The sequence below is a fragment of the Halostagnicola larsenii XH-48 genome (assembly GCF_000517625.1).
In the GTDB taxonomy this organism is placed as follows: domain Archaea; phylum Halobacteriota; class Halobacteria; order Halobacteriales; family Natrialbaceae; genus Halostagnicola; species Halostagnicola larsenii.
In genome coordinates this window covers 1,235,052-1,254,037 of record NZ_CP007055.1, presented here as the reverse complement: position 1 = coordinate 1,254,037, position 18,986 = coordinate 1,235,052, and the positions used below count along the sequence as shown (strand labels likewise).

The 18,986-nt window shown below is 62.2% G+C and carries 16 protein-coding genes; 8 read left to right on the top strand and 8 right to left on the bottom strand.

Annotated features, from left to right (window positions below; translation table 11 throughout):
- Positions 1–15: 15 nt before the first annotated feature.
- Both HALLA_RS06270 and HALLA_RS06265 read right to left on the bottom strand, forming a co-directional pair.
- Complete coding sequence (locus tag HALLA_RS06270; RefSeq protein WP_049952581.1) at positions 16–1,875, bottom strand: PAS domain-containing sensor histidine kinase; 1,860 nt, start codon at positions 1,873–1,875, stop codon at positions 16–18.
- A gap of 246 nt (positions 1,876–2,121) precedes the next feature.
- Positions 2,122–3,102: an ornithine cyclodeaminase family protein gene (locus HALLA_RS06265; protein WP_049952580.1), complete on the bottom strand. Its 981-nt coding sequence runs from the start codon at positions 3,100–3,102 to the stop codon at positions 2,122–2,124.
- A gap of 145 nt (positions 3,103–3,247) precedes the next feature.
- Between HALLA_RS06265 and HALLA_RS06260 the strand changes: the two genes are divergently transcribed.
- The 6 genes from HALLA_RS06260 to HALLA_RS06235 all read left to right on the top strand — a co-directional run bounded on the left by HALLA_RS06260 (position 3,248) and on the right by HALLA_RS06235 (position 10,687).
- Positions 3,248–4,414, top strand: coding sequence for an NAD(P)/FAD-dependent oxidoreductase (locus HALLA_RS06260; protein ID WP_049952579.1), 1,167 nt, complete (start codon positions 3,248–3,250; stop codon positions 4,412–4,414).
- 135 nt (positions 4,415–4,549) lie between these two features.
- Positions 4,550–5,530: a nucleoside hydrolase gene (locus tag HALLA_RS06255; protein ID WP_049952578.1), complete on the top strand. Its 981-nt coding sequence runs from the start codon at positions 4,550–4,552 to the stop codon at positions 5,528–5,530.
- Between the two features lie 276 nt (positions 5,531–5,806).
- On the top strand, positions 5,807–6,865 hold the full coding sequence (locus tag HALLA_RS06250) for a BMP family lipoprotein (protein ID WP_049952577.1): 1,059 nt from the start codon (positions 5,807–5,809) through the stop codon (positions 6,863–6,865).
- A gap of 5 nt (positions 6,866–6,870) precedes the next feature.
- Complete coding sequence (locus HALLA_RS06245; RefSeq protein WP_049952576.1) at positions 6,871–8,472, top strand: ABC transporter ATP-binding protein; 1,602 nt, start codon at positions 6,871–6,873, stop codon at positions 8,470–8,472.
- On the top strand, positions 8,469–9,659 hold the full coding sequence (locus HALLA_RS06240) for an ABC transporter permease (RefSeq protein ID WP_049952575.1): 1,191 nt from the start codon (positions 8,469–8,471) through the stop codon (positions 9,657–9,659). The genes HALLA_RS06245 and HALLA_RS06240 overlap by 4 nt, the downstream gene beginning before the upstream one ends.
- A gap of 32 nt (positions 9,660–9,691) precedes the next feature.
- Entirely contained in the window at positions 9,692–10,687 is a 996-nt protein-coding gene (locus HALLA_RS06235; protein WP_049954020.1) for an ABC transporter permease, read from the top strand.
- 136 nt (positions 10,688–10,823) lie between these two features.
- Here the strand turns inward: HALLA_RS06235 and HALLA_RS06230 are convergent, their stop codons facing one another.
- The 4 genes from HALLA_RS06230 to HALLA_RS06215 all read right to left on the bottom strand — a co-directional run bounded on the left by HALLA_RS06230 (position 10,824) and on the right by HALLA_RS06215 (position 14,431).
- Positions 10,824–12,050: a GNAT family N-acetyltransferase gene (locus HALLA_RS06230; RefSeq protein WP_049952574.1), complete on the bottom strand. Its 1,227-nt coding sequence runs from the start codon at positions 12,048–12,050 to the stop codon at positions 10,824–10,826.
- A gap of 51 nt (positions 12,051–12,101) precedes the next feature.
- The gene (locus tag HALLA_RS06225; protein ID WP_049952573.1) at positions 12,102–13,283 is read right to left on the bottom strand and encodes a pyridoxal phosphate-dependent aminotransferase; all 1,182 of its coding nucleotides are present in this window, start codon (positions 13,281–13,283) and stop codon (positions 12,102–12,104) included.
- Positions 13,280–13,765 carry an Lrp/AsnC family transcriptional regulator gene (locus tag HALLA_RS06220; RefSeq protein WP_049952572.1) on the bottom strand — a complete coding sequence of 162 codons (486 nt, stop codon included), beginning with the start codon at positions 13,763–13,765 and terminating at the stop codon, positions 13,280–13,282. Before HALLA_RS06220 ends, HALLA_RS06225 begins: the two co-directional genes overlap by 4 nt.
- A 102-nt stretch (positions 13,766–13,867) precedes the next feature.
- On the bottom strand, positions 13,868–14,431 hold the full coding sequence (locus tag HALLA_RS06215; protein WP_049952571.1) for a hypothetical protein: 564 nt from the start codon (positions 14,429–14,431) through the stop codon (positions 13,868–13,870).
- A gap of 173 nt (positions 14,432–14,604) precedes the next feature.
- Here HALLA_RS06215 and HALLA_RS06210 point away from each other — a divergent pair, with 173 nt between their 5' ends.
- Positions 14,605–15,168 (top strand): thioredoxin family protein, encoded by a 564-nt coding sequence (locus HALLA_RS06210; protein WP_049952570.1) that lies wholly within the window; start codon positions 14,605–14,607, stop codon positions 15,166–15,168.
- A gap of 57 nt (positions 15,169–15,225) precedes the next feature.
- Positions 15,226–15,609: a TlpA family protein disulfide reductase gene (locus HALLA_RS06205; protein WP_049952569.1), complete on the top strand. Its 384-nt coding sequence runs from the start codon at positions 15,226–15,228 to the stop codon at positions 15,607–15,609.
- A 46-nt stretch (positions 15,610–15,655) separates the two neighbouring features.
- On the opposite strand, the gene HALLA_RS06200 is transcribed toward HALLA_RS06205, so the two are convergent.
- Both HALLA_RS06200 and HALLA_RS06195 read right to left on the bottom strand, forming a co-directional pair.
- On the bottom strand, positions 15,656–17,836 hold the full coding sequence (locus tag HALLA_RS06200; RefSeq protein WP_169732118.1) for a thioredoxin domain-containing protein: 2,181 nt from the start codon (positions 17,834–17,836) through the stop codon (positions 15,656–15,658).
- Positions 17,837–18,031: 195 nt separating this feature from the next.
- Positions 18,032–18,580: a calcium-binding protein gene (locus tag HALLA_RS06195; RefSeq protein WP_174887892.1), complete on the bottom strand. Its 549-nt coding sequence runs from the start codon at positions 18,578–18,580 to the stop codon at positions 18,032–18,034.
- Between the last annotated feature and the right edge of the window lie 406 nt (positions 18,581–18,986).

The window sequence follows — 18,986 nt, the reverse complement described above, 5'->3', positions numbered from 1 at the left end:
AATTTCGAGTCCGTGCTACGCTTTGATTACGTCAAGAGTCGTGATATCGTGGAACTCGATCCGCGTTCCGTCTCCGCTCTCGGTGGTTTCGACGGTCCAGTCGTGTGCTTCTGCGATCACGCGAGCCAGCACCAGCCCCAGTCCGGGCAGCGCTAGATCGTCCGAACCGGTCGGATCGGATAATCGATCGTGCGGACCGCTCGAGCCGGTCTCGGCGTCGTCGGCGATGAAAAACCCACGGCCCCCCTCCTCTTTGTCGATCGTTCCGATCTTGACGGTCGTCTCGCCCGTACAGCGGGCTGCTACGTCGTCGAAGACGATCTCGAGAAGCCGAACGAACCGATCTTCGTCAGCTCTGAGCGTCGCGACGGTCTCGACCTCGAGTGCCGTTCCGTCGAGCTCGGATCGCGCGACGGCTGTCTCGATGGCCGTCCCGAAATCGATGGGGGAACGGGTCCGGACGCTCCGGGAGTTGCGGGCGAACTCTCGAACGTCGTCGACCAGCCGTTCGGTCCGGACGAGCGTCGTTTCGACCGATTCGTCCGAAACCGAAATCGAGTCGTCAGTTGCTTCATCGTCGATCTCGAGCGCATCCGAAATCGTCTGGATCTGCTCTTTGAGATCATTCGACAGCACGTTCGCAACGGCTTCGAGCCGTTGGGTCTGCTGCTCGAGTTGATCCGTCCGCTTGCGGAGGAGTTGGTCCTGTTCGGCGCGGTCGAGCGCGACGTTTGCGTTCTCGACGAGCGTCGAAACGAGATCGACGTCGGTCTCGTCGAACCGGTTCGGTTCGAACGAGCCGGTCATGAGCACGCCGTGGGTGCCGATGGGGGCAATGATCTCCGACCGAATCGGCGTCGACGGGTTGTACAGGTCCTCGACTTCGGTCAGGTCCTCGTAATACTCCGATTCGCCGGATTCGTAGACATCCCAGACGAGCCCCTCTCCTGGCCGAAATCGCGGGAGACCGCCGAATTCGTCGTGGGCCTTGGCCGTTCCAGCGACCGGATCCAGATAGCCCTGCGTATCGTCGAGTAACCAGACGCCGCTGATCGGCAACTCGAGGAGGTCGCTGCCGGCGTGGACCGCGATCGAACAGATCTCGTCGGGGTCTTCGGACTGGAACAGCCAGCGGGTGAGTTCGTGCAGCGACTCGATTATCTGCTCGTGCGTCCGCTGTTTGGTCACGTCGCGGATGATACCCGCGATGTTCGCTCGGTCGTCCTCGATCGGGACCAATCGAAGTTCGGTGATGCGCTCGTTCCCGTGGCGATCGGTAAATGGGATCTCGAGTTCGCGGAATTCGGCGGCACCGACGGAGACGTCGTCGATGGCCTGACCGATCTCGAGGCTGTGCTCGTCGTCGATCGAGGCTAACTGGGGGAGCGATTCGACGTGTTCGCCGAGCAACTCCGAACGGCCGATGCCGAAGTTGGCTTCGATCGCTTCGTTGACCGCGACGATCCGGTTCCCGTTGTCGAGGACGACGACCCCATCCCGAATCGACTCGACGACGGCGGCGTTCTGCGCGAGTTTGGTTTCCCGATCTTTCCGTTCGGTGATATCTCGCATGAACACGGAGAGCCCGTCCTCGGAGGGGTACGCGCGGGCTTCGAACCACGTTTCCAGACGCGTGTGATAGACCTCGAAGGAGACGGGAATCTGTTCGTCCATCGCCCGATAGAATCCGTCCGGGAACTGGGTCTCGATCGTCCGCGGCAGTTCGTCCCACATGACGCGGCCGATCAGCTCGCCACGGGAGCGTTTGAGAAGCGCCTGGGCCCGTTCGTTGATGTACGTGAACCGGTAGCCCGAGTCGAGCGCGAAGAACGCGTCCGTGACGCGATCGATGGGAGGAATCGATTTACTCGCCATTATCGATCACCGGCGAGCCCTCGTCTGACCTGCTGGTATTCGACGATCTGTCGGTCGACACCCTCCCCAATAGCAGGTTATTCATTAGCTGTATACGCCTACTACAGTTTCGTAAAGGCGCTATTTGAGTCTCGTGGCCGGATCGACCCGGTTCAGCTAGCCGATTCACACCGCGTCCAGAGACTGATTCCGGCCGCGAACGGCCCGCGTTCCGAGCGCCGCTACGGTGGGGAACCTCGAGAACTCTCACAGCGATACGACCGCTCCGACGCCTTCGTCGACGCCACGTTCGTAGACGTATTCTGCTGTCGCTGCATCCAGAACGGCCGACCCGACGCTCGAGAAGACGAGCCGTTCGTCTTCGCTCTCGCGACCGCAATCGCCAGCAAGGACGGCACCGAACTCGACGACCTCGCGGTCTGAATGCTCGGAGAGGTCACCGGTTTCGGCCGCCTCGTCGGGGACATCGGCAAAGAGTCGGTCCGCTCGAGCGATCGTTTCCGCGTCGAGTTCGCGCATCTCGGGCGCGTACGCACCGACCGCGATGACGATCGCTCCCGGTGCCAGTGCGTCGCCGGGGAAGACGGGTTCCGTGCTCGTGGTCGCGGTGACGACGACGTTCGCCCCTTCGACGGCCGCTCGCGGACTCGAGACGGCTTTCGCGGAAACGTCGAGTTCGTCCTCGAGCGCGGTTGCACACCGGACCTTCGAGTCGCTGGGGGCGTAGATCCGGACCGACTGAAGGTCCGTGGTGGCGTCGATCGCTCGAGTTTGCCAGCGGGCCTGGGTTCCGGCGCCGATCACGCCGAGATCGATTGGGTCTTCGTCGGCGAGTTGACTCGCGGCGAGGCCGCCGATACAGCCCGTTCGAACGTTCGTAATTCGCGTCGCCTCGAGGTAGGCAGCGGGGCGGCCGGTTTCGGCGTCGACGAGCGAAATCTGTGCGTTGACCGTCGACCGATCGCGGTCGGCGTTTCCGGGACAAACTGTGGCGAGCTTCGTGACGGCGTAGGGTGAGCCGTGTATGTACGCCGGCATGCAGAGTGCCGTCCCGGTGGACTCGTCGGGCGTACCGGTATCGAGGTCGGTTCCAATGGGATAGTGTGGGCGGTCCGGCCGTTCAACAGTGCCCCGATATTGCTTTTCGAACGCCGTGGCGACGACCGCCAGCACGTCCTCGAGATCGAGGAGGGCGGCGACATCCGAATGAGAGAAGATACGGACCATATCGGAACTACGGCCGACTCCTACTTCAGTGTACGTCAGACAGGTGACACACTCGAACCAGACTGCTGATAGATAACGCGGTAGCGGGCTATTCACCGTTCGAGTTTCCCGAATCCTTATCGGATACTGTGTGGATTGGTATCGTATGAAAATCGCCGTCATCGGCGGCGGAATCGTCGGGCTCTCGAGTGCGTACGCGCTCGCTTCGCGCGGTGGTGATGTCGTCGTTTGCGAGCAGGGATCGATCGGCAGCGGAAGCACCGAGCGGAGCGTGGGCGGCATTCGGGCGCAGTTCTCGACACCCGTCAACATCGACCTCTCGCTCGAGAGCATTCCCGTCTGGGAATCGTTCGAAGAGCGGTTCGGAGTCGATATCGAGTATCGGCGAACTGGGTATCTCTTTCTCGGACGGAACGAGGAGACGGTACAGGCGCTCGAGGAAACCGTTCGTCTGCAACGCGAGCGGGGCGTCCCCAGCGAACTTCTCGAGGCGGGGGAGATCGGTCGGTATTGCTCCGGCGTTCGGACCGAGCAGTTCACAGCGGGGAGCTATTCGCCGACAGACGGCTTCGTGGATCCTCACCTCGCGCTGGGTGGGTACGCGACGGCGTGTGCGGATGCGGGCGTCGAGATTCGCACGAACGAACCCGTTATCGACGTCCTCGAGAGCACGGACGGAGATCGGATCGTCGGCGTCGAAACCGCTACCGACCGACTCGAGGCTGATTTCGTCGTCAACGCGGCCGGTCCCTGGGCGGGTCGCGTCGCGTCGATAGCCGGCATCGAGTTGCCGATCGTTCCGACGCGACGACAGGTAGCGATCGTCGCGCCCGAGGAGCCGGTTCCGGAGGGCGATCCGCTGACGGTCGACCTCGAGTCAGGGACGTACTTCCGGCCTGAACGCGATGGGGACGCACTCGTCGGAGGGAACTGCCCGGCTGACAGCGATCGCGACGATCCGCGAGCGGATCCCGACACGTACGGGAAGTCGGCGGATTTCGAGTGGACTGCGGCCGCCCTCGAGACCGTCTCGAGGTGGACGACGCGTTTCGGGCCGGACACGCGAGTCAAACGCGGCTGGGCCGGTCTCTACGCCGTTACGCCGGACAATCACGCGATCGTCGAGGAGACGAGTCCCGGCTTCATCACGGCTGGCGGATTCTCCGGGCACGGCTTTCAACACGCGCCTGCGACGGGCGAACTCGTCGCCGAACTGGTGTTCGACGGGGCGATATCGCTCGTGGACGGGTCGGCGCTCTCGAGTGACCGGTTCGATCGGGACGAAGACAGAACCGAGCGAAACGTCGTGTGAGCGTTTCGAAACGTTCGTTCAGTAGAAGGCGTTTCGTCACGCTGCTCGAACGAAAATAGAGCGATTCATGCATGAGATTTCGATCGTGACGACTGAAGGAACCATATTTGTATCCGCACTTGCAACTGGTTTCGTATGAGTTCGACAGAACCTCGACGGCTGATTCTGGATACGGATACTGCCGGCGACGACACGCAAGCGATACTGCTCGCGGCGCTCTCAGACCGCGTCTCGCTCGAGGGCGTCACGATCTGTACCGGAAACGTCCCCTTCGAGTACCAGGTCGAAAACGCCAAATACACGCTCGACCTCGCCGGGGTCGCCGACGACGTATCGGTCTACGAGGGCGCTCGCTCGCCGCTGCTCAAGGAGTACGACTTCGCTGAGTACGTCCACGGCGAGGGTGGTCTCGGCGGCGAGCTCTTTCCGGAGACTGGCATCGAGTCCGCCGACGAGCACGCGGTCGATTACATCGTTCGAAAGGCTCGAGAAAACCCCGGCGAGCTGACGCTGGCCTGTATCGCGCCGCTGACGAACCTCGCACTGGCTCTCCAGCGCGAACCTGATCTGCCGGAACTGCTCGAGGACATCTGGATCATGGGTGGAGCCGTCAACACTCTGGGGAACATCACGCCGGCCGCGGAGTACAACTTCTGGGTCGATCCGGACGCCGCCCGCGCGGTGATGGATGCTTTCGAGACGACCCTCGTCGACTGGGGAGTCACGGTTCGGGACTCGTTGTTCGAAGCCGACGTGTTCGAGGCGGTCGAAACGATGGACACCGAGCTGGCGGAGTTCTATCTGACGATCACGGACGCCGTCCGGGAGTTTAACGCACAATCAGAAGACGATTCCCTGGGGGCGGACGTCACGACCCAGCCGGATTCGATGACCCTTGCGACGCTGCTCGAGCCGGATCTCATCGAAGAAGCGGCCACCTACTACGTCGAAGTCGACGACCGCGATGGGCTCACGCGGGGATACAGTCTCGTCGACGAACTCGGTGTGACCGATGGCGTCCCTCGAACGCGCGTGGTCGAGTCGGTCGACGGCGACCGATTCGAGCGGATGATGCTCGATATGTATCGCCACGGCGATCCACACTACTCCGCCTAGGCATCGACAAGCGACCCATCTCTGAACCTACCCAGCGCGGACTCCGTACCGGTGGAGTTCGGATCCGAATGGAAACGTCGTCTCGAGTGACGCTAACCGACCGTTGGGGCGAAAACTCGCACTGAAATTGCACAATCATAATATTTAATGGTGGTAATTTTTAGACGCTATCTCCGAAGCGATTGGGATACGTCAACTGTAACCGATAATACGGGTTCAGATGAACAACAGTCGGTCCAGAAACTATAAGATGATTCCGTTTAATCCGTATTCAGTATGCGACGACGCACATTCCTTACGTCAGTTGGAGCAGGAGCGACCGCCGGGCTAGCCGGTTGTCTCGTCAACAACGGAGACGACGGCTCGAGCGAGGCCGATATCACTGTTGGAATCGTCTACTCGACTGGGGGACTGGGTGACGAATCGTTTAACGACATGGCAAATGCCGGTGTCGAGCGGGCAGTCTCGGAGTTCGGCATCGACTACGAGGATGCCGAACCCGAGGAGGTCTCCGACATGAACGAGATGCAACGGCAGTTCGCCCGCCAGGACGATATCGATCTCGTCTGTTGTATCGGCTACGATCACCAAACCGATCTGGAACAGAACGCTGCGGAGTTCAGCGACCAGCAATTCATGATCGTCGATTCGATGGTCGACGCCGATAACGTCATCAATTATGTCTTCCGCGAACACGAGGGTTCGTTCCTCGTCGGTCAGCTTGCGGGCCTGTTGACCGAAACCGAGTACGCACACGCTGGCGGCGAGTCGAATCCCGGCGAATCGATTATCGGCTTCGTCGGCGGTCGGGAAACGTCGCTCATCAAACGCTTCGAAGCTGGGTATAGAGCGGGTGCGGAGCACGTCGACGAGGGCATCGATGTCCGGGACGCCTACGCAGGAAGTTTCACCGATCCCGCTACGGGCCAAGAAATCGCGAACGGGATGTACAGCGATGGCGCGGATGTCGTCTACCACTCCTCGGGCAACACGGGCGGCGGTGTCTTCGAATCGGCTCAATCGAACGGCAGGTTCGCGATCGGTGTCGACGACGACCAGTCGGTCAGCTCGGAAGATTTCAGTGACGTGATCGTCGCTAGCATGGTCAAATACGTCGATAACGCCGTCTACGAATCCATCCAGTCGGTCGTCGAAGACGACTTTTCGGGCGGGGAGACGAACGATCTGGGTCTCGAGGAAGACGGCGTCGATGCGGTAATTGGACAGGACTTCGAGGGCGAACTACCTGGAGACATCACCTCCTCGATTGAGGAGTCCCGTCAGCAGATTATCGACGGCGAGATAGACGTTCCGACCACTACTGACGATTCCTAGATACCATGTCTGCTGACGACGAGTCGGCCGACGGAGCGGGACCTGGCGCGGCCGCCGTCCACTTGGACGGGATCACGAAGCGGTTCCCGGGAGTCGTCGCGAACGACGATGTCGATTTCGCCGTCGAGCAGGGTACGGTCCACGCCCTCGTCGGCGAGAACGGAGCCGGGAAGACGACGTTGATGAACGTGCTGTACGGATTGTACGAACCGACCAAAGGAACCGTACGCATCGACGGCGTCCGCCACGAGTTCGACGGGCCCAGCGACGCGATGGACGCCGGTATCGGCATGATTCACCAGCATTTCATGCTCGTGGATACGATGACCGTCGCCGAGAACGTCGTGCTGGGAAACGAACCCACGAAGTGGGGCGGATTCGCAACCGATCGATCACAGGCGATCGAGGAGACGGCTTCCCTCGCGGAGCGGTACGGCTTCGACCTCGACCCGACCGCACAGATCGACGAGATCAGCATCGGCGAACAACAGCGCGTCGAGATCCTCAAGGCACTCTACCGTGGCGCCGATGTTTTGATACTCGACGAACCGACCGCGGTGTTGACACCACAGGAGGTCGAGGGATTGTTCGACATCTTCGCGGAGTTGATCGCGGAGGGAAAGACGATCATTTTCATCACACACAAACTCGGCGAGGCGCTGGAAGCGGCCGACGACATCAGCGTGTTGCGCGACGGGAAACTCGTGGGTACGGTTCCGGCAGACGACACCTCTGAGGAAGAACTCGCGCGAATGATGGTCGGCCGGGACGTGCTGCTCGACCTCGAGAAACCCGACGCCGAACGCGGCGATCCGATTCTCGAGGTCGAAGGAGTGAGCGTCGAGGACGACCGCGGTGTCCCGGCGGTTTCGGACGTCGACTTCGCCGTCCACGAAGGCGAAGTGTTCGGCGTTGCTGGGGTCGACGGAAACGGACAGTCCGAACTTATCGAGGCGATCACCGGACTGCACCAGCCCTCGATCGGAACGATCACGTTCGACGGCTCGCAGATTACAACTGCCTCGCGCAGCGATCGCATCGGGATGGGGATGGCCTACGTCGCTGAGGACAGACAAAAGCGCAGTCTCGTCATGGACTACGACCTCAGGCGAAACGGACTGCTCGGCTGTCAACGCCTGCCCGAATTTTCGAACGGGTTTCGAATCGATTGGGACAGCACCGAGGAGTACGTCGACGACGTGATCGACGAATACGACGTCCGACCGCCAGATGCCAGCGCGGACGCACACTCGTTCTCGGGCGGCAATCAGCAGAAGTTCATCGTCGGCCGCGAGTTCGAACGCGACCCCTCGCTGGTGGTCGCCTCCCAACCGACTCGCGGCGTCGACATCGGTAGCATCGAGTTCATCCACGACCGACTGCTGGACCTTCGGGCGGACGGTACGGCGATCTTGCTGGTGTCCTCAAAACTCGACGAAGTGAGACAGCTCTCGGATCGCCTCGCAGTAATGCACGACGGCGAGATCGTGGCGATCGTCGACCCCGATGCGGTCAGCGAAGAGGAACTCGGCCTCCTGATGGCCGGTGAAAGACCCGACGGTATTTCCGCCGAGAGTGCACGCATTCGGGGGCGAGAGTCCGCATGAGCGGGCTTCGAAGTCGGCTCGCCGGTACTCTCGATCGACTCGTCGACGCGTCGCCGCTCGAGCGCCTCATCATCAGTGTCGCGTCGCTGATTTTCGCGCTCGTACTCGGCGCAGTGTTGATCTTCGTCTCCGGATTCGTCGCCACCTGTGACAGTCCCGTCGTCTTCGTTCCGGGGGTCGGATACGGCTGTTACAATCCGATCGAGGTGTATTTGACGATGTTGCAGGGCGCGTTCGGCTCTCCGGTCAGCCTCGGACAGACCTTACAGGAGACGACGCTGCTGTTGTTTACCGGCCTCTCGGTCGCCGTGGCGTTCCGGGCCGGGTTGTTCAACATCGGGACCCAGGGACAGATGGTGCTCGGTGGGTTGGCGACTGCCCTGACCGTTCTCTGGATCAGTCAGTTCGTTCCTAACAACGCCATCGGAACGATTATCGTGATTCCGTCCGGAATCGCCGCTGGCGCGGTAGTCGGCGGGTTCTGGGGTATGATTCCCGGCGTGATGAAAGCCTACGCGGACGCACACGAGGTGATCACGACGATCATGCTCAACTTCATCGCAACCGCCATCGCGTTCTATCTCGTCAACAACCACGTCGGTGACCTCTCGTCCGACTCGGTCCTGACCGAGACGATTCCAGCAGTTGCACAGTTCCCGACGTCCATCGACAGCTCGCGCTTTTCGCTGTTTGCCCTCGGCGGCGGACTCCTGGTCGCGATCGGGATCACGCTCCTGTACACGCAGACCGTGTTGGGCTATGAACTACGTACGAGCGGCCTGCAGGAGGCTGCAGCCGAATACAGCGGGGTCAACGCTGAGAGAAACATCGTGACGAGTATGACTCTCTCGGGTGCGCTCGGCGGCGTCGCCGGCGCGATATACGTCATGATGGTTCAGTACCGCTGGCAGTCCGGTATTCCGTCGTTCGGTTTCGACGGCATCGCCGTCTCTATCCTCGCCGGAAACAACCCGATCGGCATCATTCCGACGTCGCTGCTGTTCGGGGCGCTCAAAAGCGGGAGCCTCGCGATCAATTTCTCGCTCGGCGTGCCGACCGAACTCGTCGAGGTCATTCAGGGCCTGATCATCCTCTTTATCGCGATGCCCGAGTTCTTCCGCCTGATCGGCAAACGGTCGGGGTTCGGCTCCGACACCCCTGCGACCAGCGGAGGTGAGCAAGCGTGAACGTCTCGACCGACTCGATTTCCAGGGAGAAGATGCTGTACACCGCGGTTGTCTTGGCCGTCGTGGCCGTGGCCTGTCTCTGGCTGTTCGGTCCAGTGGACGCGTCGTCGATATCGATGGCATTACGGCTTACGGTCCCTATCGGATTCGCCGCACTGGGCGGGATATTCTCCGAAAAGGCGGGCATCATCAACATCGGCCTCGAGGGACTGCTCATTGTCGGCGCGTTCAGCGCGGTCGCGAGCATGTACGCGCTGTCGCTGACGCCGATCGGCGCAAACGTCTGGCTGGCGTTCGGGTTCGCGATCGTCGCCAGCGCGGTGGTCGCTCTCCTGTTCGCGATCGCCTGTATCGAATTCAAGGCCGATCAGGTGATCGCGGGACTCGCGATCTGGCTGATTGCGCTCGGATTCGCCCCGTTCGCGAGCACCATCGTCTGGGGTCAGGTGAACAGTCCCAGCGTCGACGGGTTCGACGAGTGGGCGATTCCAGGTCTCGCAGATCTCCCCGTTTTCGGAGACATATTCGTGATGGCGCCACCCGTCATGTTGCTCGTCGCCGCGGGCCCGCTCACGTGGTACGTTCTCAACCGAACGAGGTTCGGGCTGTGGATCGAGGCGAGCGGCGAAGACCCGAAAGCGCTCGATACGGCGGGCGTCGACGTTCAGCTGGTTCGGTACGTTGGAACCGTTCTCTCCGGCGTGTACTGTGGGATCGGCGGCGCTGCGTTGGCCCTCAATGCCGGTACATTCGTCGGTGGAGGCGAAACGATGGTGAACGGACGCGGATTCATCGGCCTCACCGCGTACCTGATCGGCAACTACAATCCGATCGGCGCCTTCCTCGCCTCGTTTCTGTTTGGCGGTCTCGAGACGCTCCAGCTCGGAATTCAGCAGACCTCCGACATCCCCATTCCCTCGAGATTGATCGGAGTGCTCCCCTACGTGATCGTACTCGTCGTGCTCGTCTTCGTCGGAAAGACCCAGATGCCCTCGTCAGCCGGAGACCACTACGAGTCAGACGACTGACCCGGTTCTATCCCGGTAGCCGTTCGCGGCGGGTTCAGGCCAAACGGCTCGACTCGAGCACGGGATCGTTTTTCTCCACGAATTCGACCAGTACCGCTCGAGCGACTCCGATACCGCACATCGTTTCGAAGCCGGCTCAGAAGTGCTCTCGGAGATAGACTTCGGTTTCGGGAAAGAGCGACTCGAGTACCTCGAGTTCGCTCGCAGATTCCGTTTGGAGTCGCCCGACCCGCTCGAGGTCGGCTGCCGAACGGCTTCCGACCAGCAATTGCGAGAGCGCGCCAATGTCGAGTTCGACATTCGCCTCGCCGGCAGTTCGTTCGCAGGTCGCCGCTCCGCCCGATACCTCGAGAGCGAAGGTCCCGTCGTTCCACTCGACGAGCGGGTCCGTGACGGAGAGCGTCAGTCGACAGGGTCGTTCGGACGCGCCCGCACCCGGATACGCGACCGCCGAAAGCGCCGATTCGACGTCGACGATCCGGACCATCGGACCGGTTTCGACGGTACACTCGACCGCCTCCGGGTTCGGCGTCAGATCGAGCAGCGACGAATCGGTCGGTCCGGGGAGTTCGACGGTATCGACTTGCGAATCGTGCGTGTGACAGAACGAGAGCAGGGAGAGATAGTCGTCGTGTTCGTCGGCAGCGAGTTCCTGCACGGACATCGTTCGAGAGCCTTGCTCCTCACCGTCGATGGTGTACACGAGGTATCCGGCGGGTGAGCCGTTTCGCTCGAGGACGTAGACGAACGGATCCGGACCGTCGTTCGAGAGCACGCGGTGTCGCCACCACGCCTCGGTACGTTCGATCGAGAGGGCGTACTCGCTCGCGTGTCGCTGGTATACGTCATCGAGTACGTCGTACGAGTCGGAACTGACGGCGACGAACTCCGGGTCGTCGACCGCCGCAGTCGCGAACGCGAGCGCGTCCGGGGGACACGCATAGCGCACGCGGTTGTTGGCTGTCTCCCAGCCGTACTTCCGATAGAACTCGTACTGAAACGGCCAGAGAACCGATAGAATCCGATCCCGGTCGCGGTACTCCTCGAGCGAGCGCTCAAGCAGCGTCCGGACCATGCCCTTTCGACGCGATTCCGGCGGCGACGCGACCGATGCAAGTCCAGCAACTGGGTGGGAGTCGCCGCGGACGGTCGCCTCGAGCCAGTACTGCCGACAGACGACGCGCGGTTCCGCGTCGCGGTCGCCGTCCTCGTAGAGGCCACGCGGCGATCCGAGGCGCAATCGCGGCGTCTCGTGCTCGTCCGGATCGTACGCTACCGGTCCCGTTTGCGGGGCGAACGCGTAGTTCGTGTACTCGAAAAAGGTCCGCATCCCTTCGTCCGGCAGGGGACGATACTCGACCATACTCTCGCGAACGGATCGAACGCGCAATAACGTGGCGACTCGCCAGGTTTGCTACGAATCAGCGCTGCTCGCAATCGGCTCGTGTTCCTCGAGGAACGCCTCGATTCGGTTCAGCGCCTCCTTGAGGTCCTCGAGTCCCGTCGCGTACGACACCCGGAGGTGGCCCGAAGCGCCGTCGCCGAACACGTCGCCCGGGACGGCCGCGACGCCCTGTTCCTCGAGCAGCGTCTCGGCGAACTCTTCCGAACTCCAGCCCGACGGTACCTCGGGGAAGACGTAGAACGCACCTTTGGCCTCGAAACAGGGCATGCCGATCTCGCGAAAGCGCGAGAGGACGAATCGTCGCCGTCGGTCGTACTGCTCGACCATCTCCTGCACGTCGTCCGCGCAGGTGTCGAGCGCCTCGAGGGCGGCGTACTGGGGCGTCGTCGGCGCCGAAAGCATCGTGTACTGGTGGATCCGATTCATCGCACCGATCGTCTCGGCCGGGCCGAGCGCGTAGCCCAATCGAAGCCCCGTCATCGCGTGGGCCTTCGAGAACCCGTTGAAGACGATAGTTCGCTCGCGCATCCCCTCGAGAGTGGCGATCGAGGTGTGGTCTTCGTCGTAGGTCAACTCCGCATAGATCTCGTCGGCCAGCACCGTCAGGTCGTGTTCCCGTGCGAAGGCCGCGACCGGCTCGAGGTCGTCGCGCGTCATGATCGCCCCGGTTGGGTTGTTGGGATAGCAGATGACGAGCACGTCCGCGTCGGCCGCCCCGGCCTGCTCGAGTTGGGAAACGGTGAGCCGGAAGTCGTCTTCCTCGCGGGTCGGCACCGGGAGCACCTCGCCGCCGGCGAAGATCACGCCGGGTTCGTAGGAGATGTACGACGGCTGGGCGATCGCGACCGTATCGCCGGGGTCGACGATGGCCCGAAACGCCAGATCGACGGCCTCGCTGGCCCCCGCCGTGACGAGTATCTCTTCGTCGGCGCCGTACTCGAGGTCGAAGCGGTCGCCGACGTATTCCGAGATGGATTCGCGAAGCTCGCGCTTCCCGCGGTTTGCGGTGTAGGAGGTCTTTCCCTGCTCGAGGGAGGCGATCGCTGCGTCCCGGGCGGCCCACGGGGTCGAAAAGTCCGGTTCGCCGACGCCGAGCGAGATGACGTCGTCGCGCTCCTCGGCGATCTCGAAAAAGCGGCGGATCCCCGAGGGGCCGACCGACTCGACGCGTTCGGATAGGTCGATCGTCATGGGGACACTGACAGCCTGTCGTCGTCGTCGCCGTCGCCGAGTTCGATCCCGTTTTCCTTGTAGGAGGTCATCACGTAGTGGGTGACCGTCTGGGTGATCTCGGGGACGGGCGCGACCTTTTCGCTGATGAACTGGGATACCTCGCGGATCGAGTCGCCCTCGACTTCCATGTCGAAGTCGTAGTCGCCGCTGACCAGTCGCAGGGCCGTCACCTGCGGGAATCGTGCGAGGCGTTCCGCGATGTCGCCGTAGCCCGTCTCCCGGTCGAGCATGACGTTCAACTCGACTTCCGCGCGGACCCGTTCGTCCTCGAGTTCGTCCCAGTCGACGACGGGCTGGTAGCCGCGAATCACGCCCGCCTCCTCGAGCGATTCGATCGTCGCCTCGACCGCCGACTCCTCGAGGTCGGTCATTCGCGCGATATCCGCAGTGGTGTACCGCGCGTTCTCACGGAGCAACTCGAGAACCTCGCGTTCGCTCATACGGACGGATGCGCGAGCGCGAGTAAATTTCTTCCGGACTCGTGCCGGTCGTTCACACACAGAGGGGGACGACATGGATGCGACTGGCCCAACCGAGGACAGTCAGCGGTAGTTCTTGAAGAGAATCGCCCGCACGTCGTCTTTCGTCTGCACCTCTTCGGTCGATCCGTCCGGCAGTTCGACGCTGTAGCGGTGGTCGCCCGACGAGGATTCCTCCCACTTGTCGTCGTGGGTCTCGAGCAGACTCATCATCTCGTCTAACATATCGTCGTCGTCGGCCGCGCCGTCGTCATCGCTGCCGTCGGTGGATTCGGTGTCGTCGCCCGTCTCGGGGTCGGATTCAGCACCTTCTTCGTCGGCCTCGCCGCCGGTGGCGTCCGAGGACTCCTCTGGCCCCTGTCCGTCGGCAGCGCCGTCATCGGCCTCGTCGTAGGAAACTTCCTCGAGGTCGTCCGGTCCGTCGCCGTCCTCGAGCGAATCCACCGACACGTCACCCGCGTCGAACTCCCCGTCCACCTCGAGGTCGCCGTCGAGATTGTCGATCAGGAACTGCACGGCGTCTTTCTCGCGGACGTGACCGTATTTGCCGACGACCTGTTCGGAGATCTCCTCGCGAAGGTGCTGTACGAAGGCGTACTGTTCGTCCGTGACCTCGAGTGACTTCATACGTCGTGAATGTTGCGGGGGATACAAATATGTGAGTCGTCCCAGGGTCTCGGTCCAATCCCCACTCAGGAGTACTCCATACAGGTCCGAACTGAGTCGAGAGTGCTGATTCCGATTCGGCACCAAGGCAACGAACCCGACGCTTAAGGCCCGACGAGTAATACCCTCCCGATATGGTCCTGAAAGAATCTGAAACCAAACTGGACGAAGGCGACGCCGCTCCGTCGTTCGAACTCGAGGGAGCCGACGGCGAGACGTACTCGCTCGAGTCGTTCGCGGAGAACGAAGCGTTGTTGCTCGTCTTTACGTGCAATCACTGTCCGTACGCACAGGCCAAGTTCGATCTGATGAACGAACTGGCCGCCGAGTACGACGACGTCGCCGTCGTCGGTATCAACCCGAACGACGCCGAGGAGTACCCGGAGGACTCGCTCGAGAAGATGCGCGAGTACGCGACCGAGGGCCCCATCGATTTCGACGCCTATCTGCGAGACGAAAGTCAGTCGGTCGCCGAAGCCTACGGCGCGGTCTGTACCCCCGATCCGTTCCTGTTCGAGAATCAGGACGGTGAGTTCCGACTCGTCTACCAGGGACGACTCGACGACGCGTTGAACCCGGAGGACGAACCGACCAGATTCCACATCCGCGAGGCCATCGACGCCGTACTGGCCGGCGAGTCCGTCGACCTCGAGTGGAAGCCCTCGCAGGGCTGTTCGATCAAATGGGTCGACCAGTAACTGGAAACGCCTGCCAGAAACACGGCGGTTAAGCGTCCTGATCCACAACCTGTGTGCATGAGTCTCGAGACCATGGAACCGAACCCGACGTGGGACGCGGCGTCCTACGAGGGGACCGTCGAAACGCTCGAATCCCACCGCGACGAACTGACCTACAAAGTCTGGGGCGGCGACTGGTGTAAAGACTGCCGAGCGCTCCTGCCTGATTTCGGTGCGGCGCTCGAGGCCGCGGGCGTCCCCGACGACCGTATCGACGAAATCGCCGTCGACGAAGATAAGCAGGGTCCCGGCGTCGACGAATACGGCATCGACTACATTCCGACAGTGGTCGTCCTCGACGACGACGGCGAAGAAGTCACTCGATTCGTCGAATCGGAAGACCAACCGCCCGCGGTTTGGCTCGCCGATCAGCTCGAGACGACGCTCGAGCCGGCCAACTGATTTTCCCCACCGGTACGACCTCCTGCGACGAACTCCGACCGTCCGATCAGAACGGAACGTCGTCCTCGTCGATACCGTCTATGTCCGCCGTTTGGTGCTTCTCGGTCATGACTTCGAGCGCCTCCTCGATATCCGTCGTCGGCGGCGAGCACGCTCGATTCCGGCAGACGTACAGCGTCGGTTCGCCGTCGCGAGCCTCGCGGGCGGCCCAGATCGGCGGCGCGTCCGCGAGTTCGAGTCGGTCGACCCACGACTCGAGTTCGTCGTCGGTGGCTGGCCGCCGCGCGATGAGTCGGTCCGGAAGGTACCGCTCGCCGAGCCGATCCCGCCACGCGTCGGGGATCTCCGCGGCGGCGACCGTGATCTCGAGCAGTCCGTTCTCGAGGCGATCGGCGGCGAGACAGAGCGTCGCGTACTGGAGCGGGTTCGACTCGATCGTGTCGGCGTGGGTCTCGAGCGCGCTGGCTGCGATTTCTGCGAACGACGAGTCCGTAAAGCCGTCCAGCGCGAGCAGCGTTTCGACCGCGACGCCCATCGACGACGGCGTCGAGCTGTCGTCGAGTTCTTGGGGACGGGTCACCAGCGACTCGCCGCTTTCGGGGGTGAAATACAGCGTCTCCTGCTCGTCGTCCCAGAATTCGGCTTCGATGACGTCCGCGAGTTCGAGCGCGAACGCGAGCGGTTCGAGGTCGCCGGTCGCCTCGTAACAGTGGAGCGCACCCCGCGCGAGAAACGCGTAGTCCTCGAGGTAGCCATCGACGGCGACGTCCCCGTCCTTGTATCGCCTCGAGAGTCGACCCGCCTCCTCGTCCCAGAGGGTTTCGCGCACGAACTCGAGTGCCTCGGTCGCCGTGTCGGCGTAGGACTCCTCGCCGAGTACGAGCGCGGATTCGGCGAACGCGGAGATCATCATCCCGTTCCAGCCGGCGAGGATCTTCTCGTCGCGGTCCGGGCGAGGTCGTTCCTCGCGAGCGTCGGCCAGGGTTTCGAGCGCGCCCTCGAGCCGTCGTTCGATCTCCTGTTCGCCGAGTTCGAACTCCGCGGCGAGCTCCTCGAGCGTCGCGTCGCGGTTCAGCACGTTCGATCCCTCGAAGTTCCCCGACTCGGTAACGTCGTAGGCCGCACAGACCAGTTCCGCAGTGTGTTCGTCCTCGAGCACGGCTTCGACTTCCTCGGGCGTCCAGACGTAGAAGGCACCCTCCACTTTCTCGCCGTCCTCGTCGAGACTCTGGGCGTCGAGCGTGCTGAAGAAGCCGCCCTCGTCGTGGGTGAGTTCCCGGTCGACGAACGCGAGCGTGTCCTCGACGACCTCGGCGTAGCGTTCGGTTCCGGTCAGCTGGTAGCCCACGAGGAAGGCCCGCGGAATTTCGGCGTTGTCGTAGAGCATCTTCTCGAAGTGTGGCACCGTCCAGTCACGGTCGACGCAGTAGCGATGGAAGCCGCCGCCGACGTGGTCGTAGAGCCCGCCCGCGGCCATCGCGTCGAGGGTCGTCTCGAGCGCCTCGCGGTAGCCGTCGCGGTCCGTTCGATCGGCCGCTCGAGCGAGCACGTGGAGTCGGCCCGGTTGCGGGAACTTCGGCCCGTCGGAGCCGAACCCACCATACTGTTGATCGACGCTTCTCAAGGCCGTCCGGGCCGCACTCTCGAGGGTGTCACTCGAAGGCGGGGCAGATTCGTCGGCGTCCGCTCGACCGCTTCCCGTCGTTCCCTCGAGTTGGTCTCTGGCCGCGTCGGTCCACTTTTCGGCCCGATTTTCGATCGCCTCTCGATCCTGCTCCCACGAACCGCTGGTCTTCTCGAGGAGGTCGAGAAATCCCGGGGTTCCCCGCTTTTGCTCTTTCGGGAAGTAGGTCCCGACGTAGAAGGGCTTGCCTTCGGGCGTGAGCCACGCCGAGAGCGGCCAGCCGCCGCGGCCGGTGACGAGTTGGGAAACGGTCATGTAGACGCTGTCGACGTCCGGGCGCTCCTCGCGGTCGACCTTGATCGGAACGAAGTTCTCGTTGAGGACGTCGGCGACCTCCTCGTCGGAGAAGCTCTCCGACTCCATGACGTGACACCAGTGACACGCCGAGTACCCGATCGAGAGGAAGATCGGCACGTCGTGCTCGCGGGCGGTCTCGAGGGCCCGCTCATCCCATGGCTGCCAGTTGACGGGGTTGTCCGCGTGCTGGCGAAGGTACGGACTCTGTTCGTCCTCGAGCCGGTTTCGCTGTGTCGGGGTCGTCATGGACAGTTCTACGGCCGACGCGGGTAAAAGCCACAGGTGATCCGAAGACGATTCTCGACTCCTGTTGGATACCCCTGTAGGGGGTGAGGGGTGCTCGAGCGAATTAGGCGAACTCGACGAGAACGCTTTCGGTCCTTCGATGTGATGCTCACGCGGTTGAATAGCGAAACGAAAAGAAATGAAGCGACTCGGGTGTTAGTTGCCGCCGGCACTTTCGTTGCCAGCACCGCCACCCGATCCGCTGGCGCTCTCGTTACCGGCACCAGCGCCGTTGTCTTCGCTTTCGGTTGCGGTGTCGCCGTTACCGCTTTCACCGGGCGTGGCTTCGATGAGGTTCAGCTGGGCGTTTCGGAACGACCCGTCTTCGCCCATGGTATCGGAGTCTCCGGAACTGAAGTCTTCCTCCGACATCAAGTATCCAAGCGACGGGGCGGATCCGCCCATGTCGTAGTTGATCAGGTAGAGGTTCCAGTCGTCCGGCGTATCGAATTCGTCCGTCAACTCTGCGGCTTCGAACACCTCGTCTTTGGTTCCCTGATCCAGGGTCGAAGCGATTTCGTACTCCACGCCTGGCTGGTAGTCGTCTCCGAACACCACGACCATCCCGCTGCCACCGTCGTCCTGTGCGGCTGCGGTTCCCGCACCTGCAGTTCCGAGCGCCACTGCGCCCGCTGCGAGGGCACCTTTTTTCATGAACGATCTCCGCGAGTCGTCGAACAGTCCGCTATCTAATTCATCTGTCATGTCTCTCACTCTGAGTTCCCCTGTTCGGGGTAGACGGTTCTTGACCCAATTTTCGCATAAGTGCGGGCTATCGTTTCACCGTCTACGCTCGCTTTCTCTCTCGAGACAGTGTCGATAGCGCTTCTGTCTACGAGTTCTCCCGGTTTTTGACTGGACGAGACGGACACTCAGCAACGATTGTTTATCCGTCGAAACTGGATTGTAGGGACATGTTTCTACGCCGCCATCACGACGCCTGACGAACCGAGAGCGAATCGATTCTACGACGATGAACGCCGCTCGAGAATAGACGGTCCGGCGACGACGCCGCGTCTCGGTGCTGAATTTTCCTCGACTGTGACGATCGCATGGAACGTTCGCACAGCAAAACAAACGATTTCCGCGGACATTTCGTCGGGAAATCGCC

What these genes read in the sequence shown, in the direction of transcription:
- HALLA_RS06270 (WP_049952581.1), bottom strand. Translation starts at nt 1,875, where the DNA reads ATGGCGAGTAAATCGATTCCTCCCATCGATCGCGTCACGGACGCGTTC.
- HALLA_RS06265 (WP_049952580.1), bottom strand. Translation starts at nt 3,102, where the DNA reads ATGGTCCGTATCTTCTCTCATTCGGATGTCGCCGCCCTCCTCGATCTC.
- HALLA_RS06260 (WP_049952579.1), top strand. Translation starts at nt 3,248, where the DNA reads ATGAAAATCGCCGTCATCGGCGGCGGAATCGTCGGGCTCTCGAGTGCG.
- HALLA_RS06255 (WP_049952578.1), top strand. Translation starts at nt 4,550, where the DNA reads ATGAGTTCGACAGAACCTCGACGGCTGATTCTGGATACGGATACTGCC.
- HALLA_RS06250 (WP_049952577.1), top strand. Translation starts at nt 5,807, where the DNA reads ATGCGACGACGCACATTCCTTACGTCAGTTGGAGCAGGAGCGACCGCC.
- HALLA_RS06245 (WP_049952576.1), top strand. Translation starts at nt 6,871, where the DNA reads ATGTCTGCTGACGACGAGTCGGCCGACGGAGCGGGACCTGGCGCGGCC.
- HALLA_RS06240 (WP_049952575.1), top strand. Translation starts at nt 8,469, where the DNA reads ATGAGCGGGCTTCGAAGTCGGCTCGCCGGTACTCTCGATCGACTCGTC.
- HALLA_RS06235 (WP_049954020.1), top strand. Translation starts at nt 9,692, where the DNA reads ATGCTGTACACCGCGGTTGTCTTGGCCGTCGTGGCCGTGGCCTGTCTC.
- HALLA_RS06230 (WP_049952574.1), bottom strand. Translation starts at nt 12,050, where the DNA reads ATGGTCGAGTATCGTCCCCTGCCGGACGAAGGGATGCGGACCTTTTTC.
- HALLA_RS06225 (WP_049952573.1), bottom strand. Translation starts at nt 13,283, where the DNA reads ATGACGATCGACCTATCCGAACGCGTCGAGTCGGTCGGCCCCTCGGGG.
- HALLA_RS06220 (WP_049952572.1), bottom strand. Translation starts at nt 13,765, where the DNA reads ATGAGCGAACGCGAGGTTCTCGAGTTGCTCCGTGAGAACGCGCGGTAC.
- HALLA_RS06215 (WP_049952571.1), bottom strand. Translation starts at nt 14,431, where the DNA reads ATGAAGTCACTCGAGGTCACGGACGAACAGTACGCCTTCGTACAGCAC.
- HALLA_RS06210 (WP_049952570.1), top strand. Translation starts at nt 14,605, where the DNA reads ATGGTCCTGAAAGAATCTGAAACCAAACTGGACGAAGGCGACGCCGCT.
- HALLA_RS06205 (WP_049952569.1), top strand. Translation starts at nt 15,226, where the DNA reads ATGAGTCTCGAGACCATGGAACCGAACCCGACGTGGGACGCGGCGTCC.
- HALLA_RS06200 (WP_169732118.1), bottom strand. Translation starts at nt 17,836, where the DNA reads ATGACGACCCCGACACAGCGAAACCGGCTCGAGGACGAACAGAGTCCG.
- HALLA_RS06195 (WP_174887892.1), bottom strand. Translation starts at nt 18,580, where the DNA reads ATGACAGATGAATTAGATAGCGGACTGTTCGACGACTCGCGGAGATCG.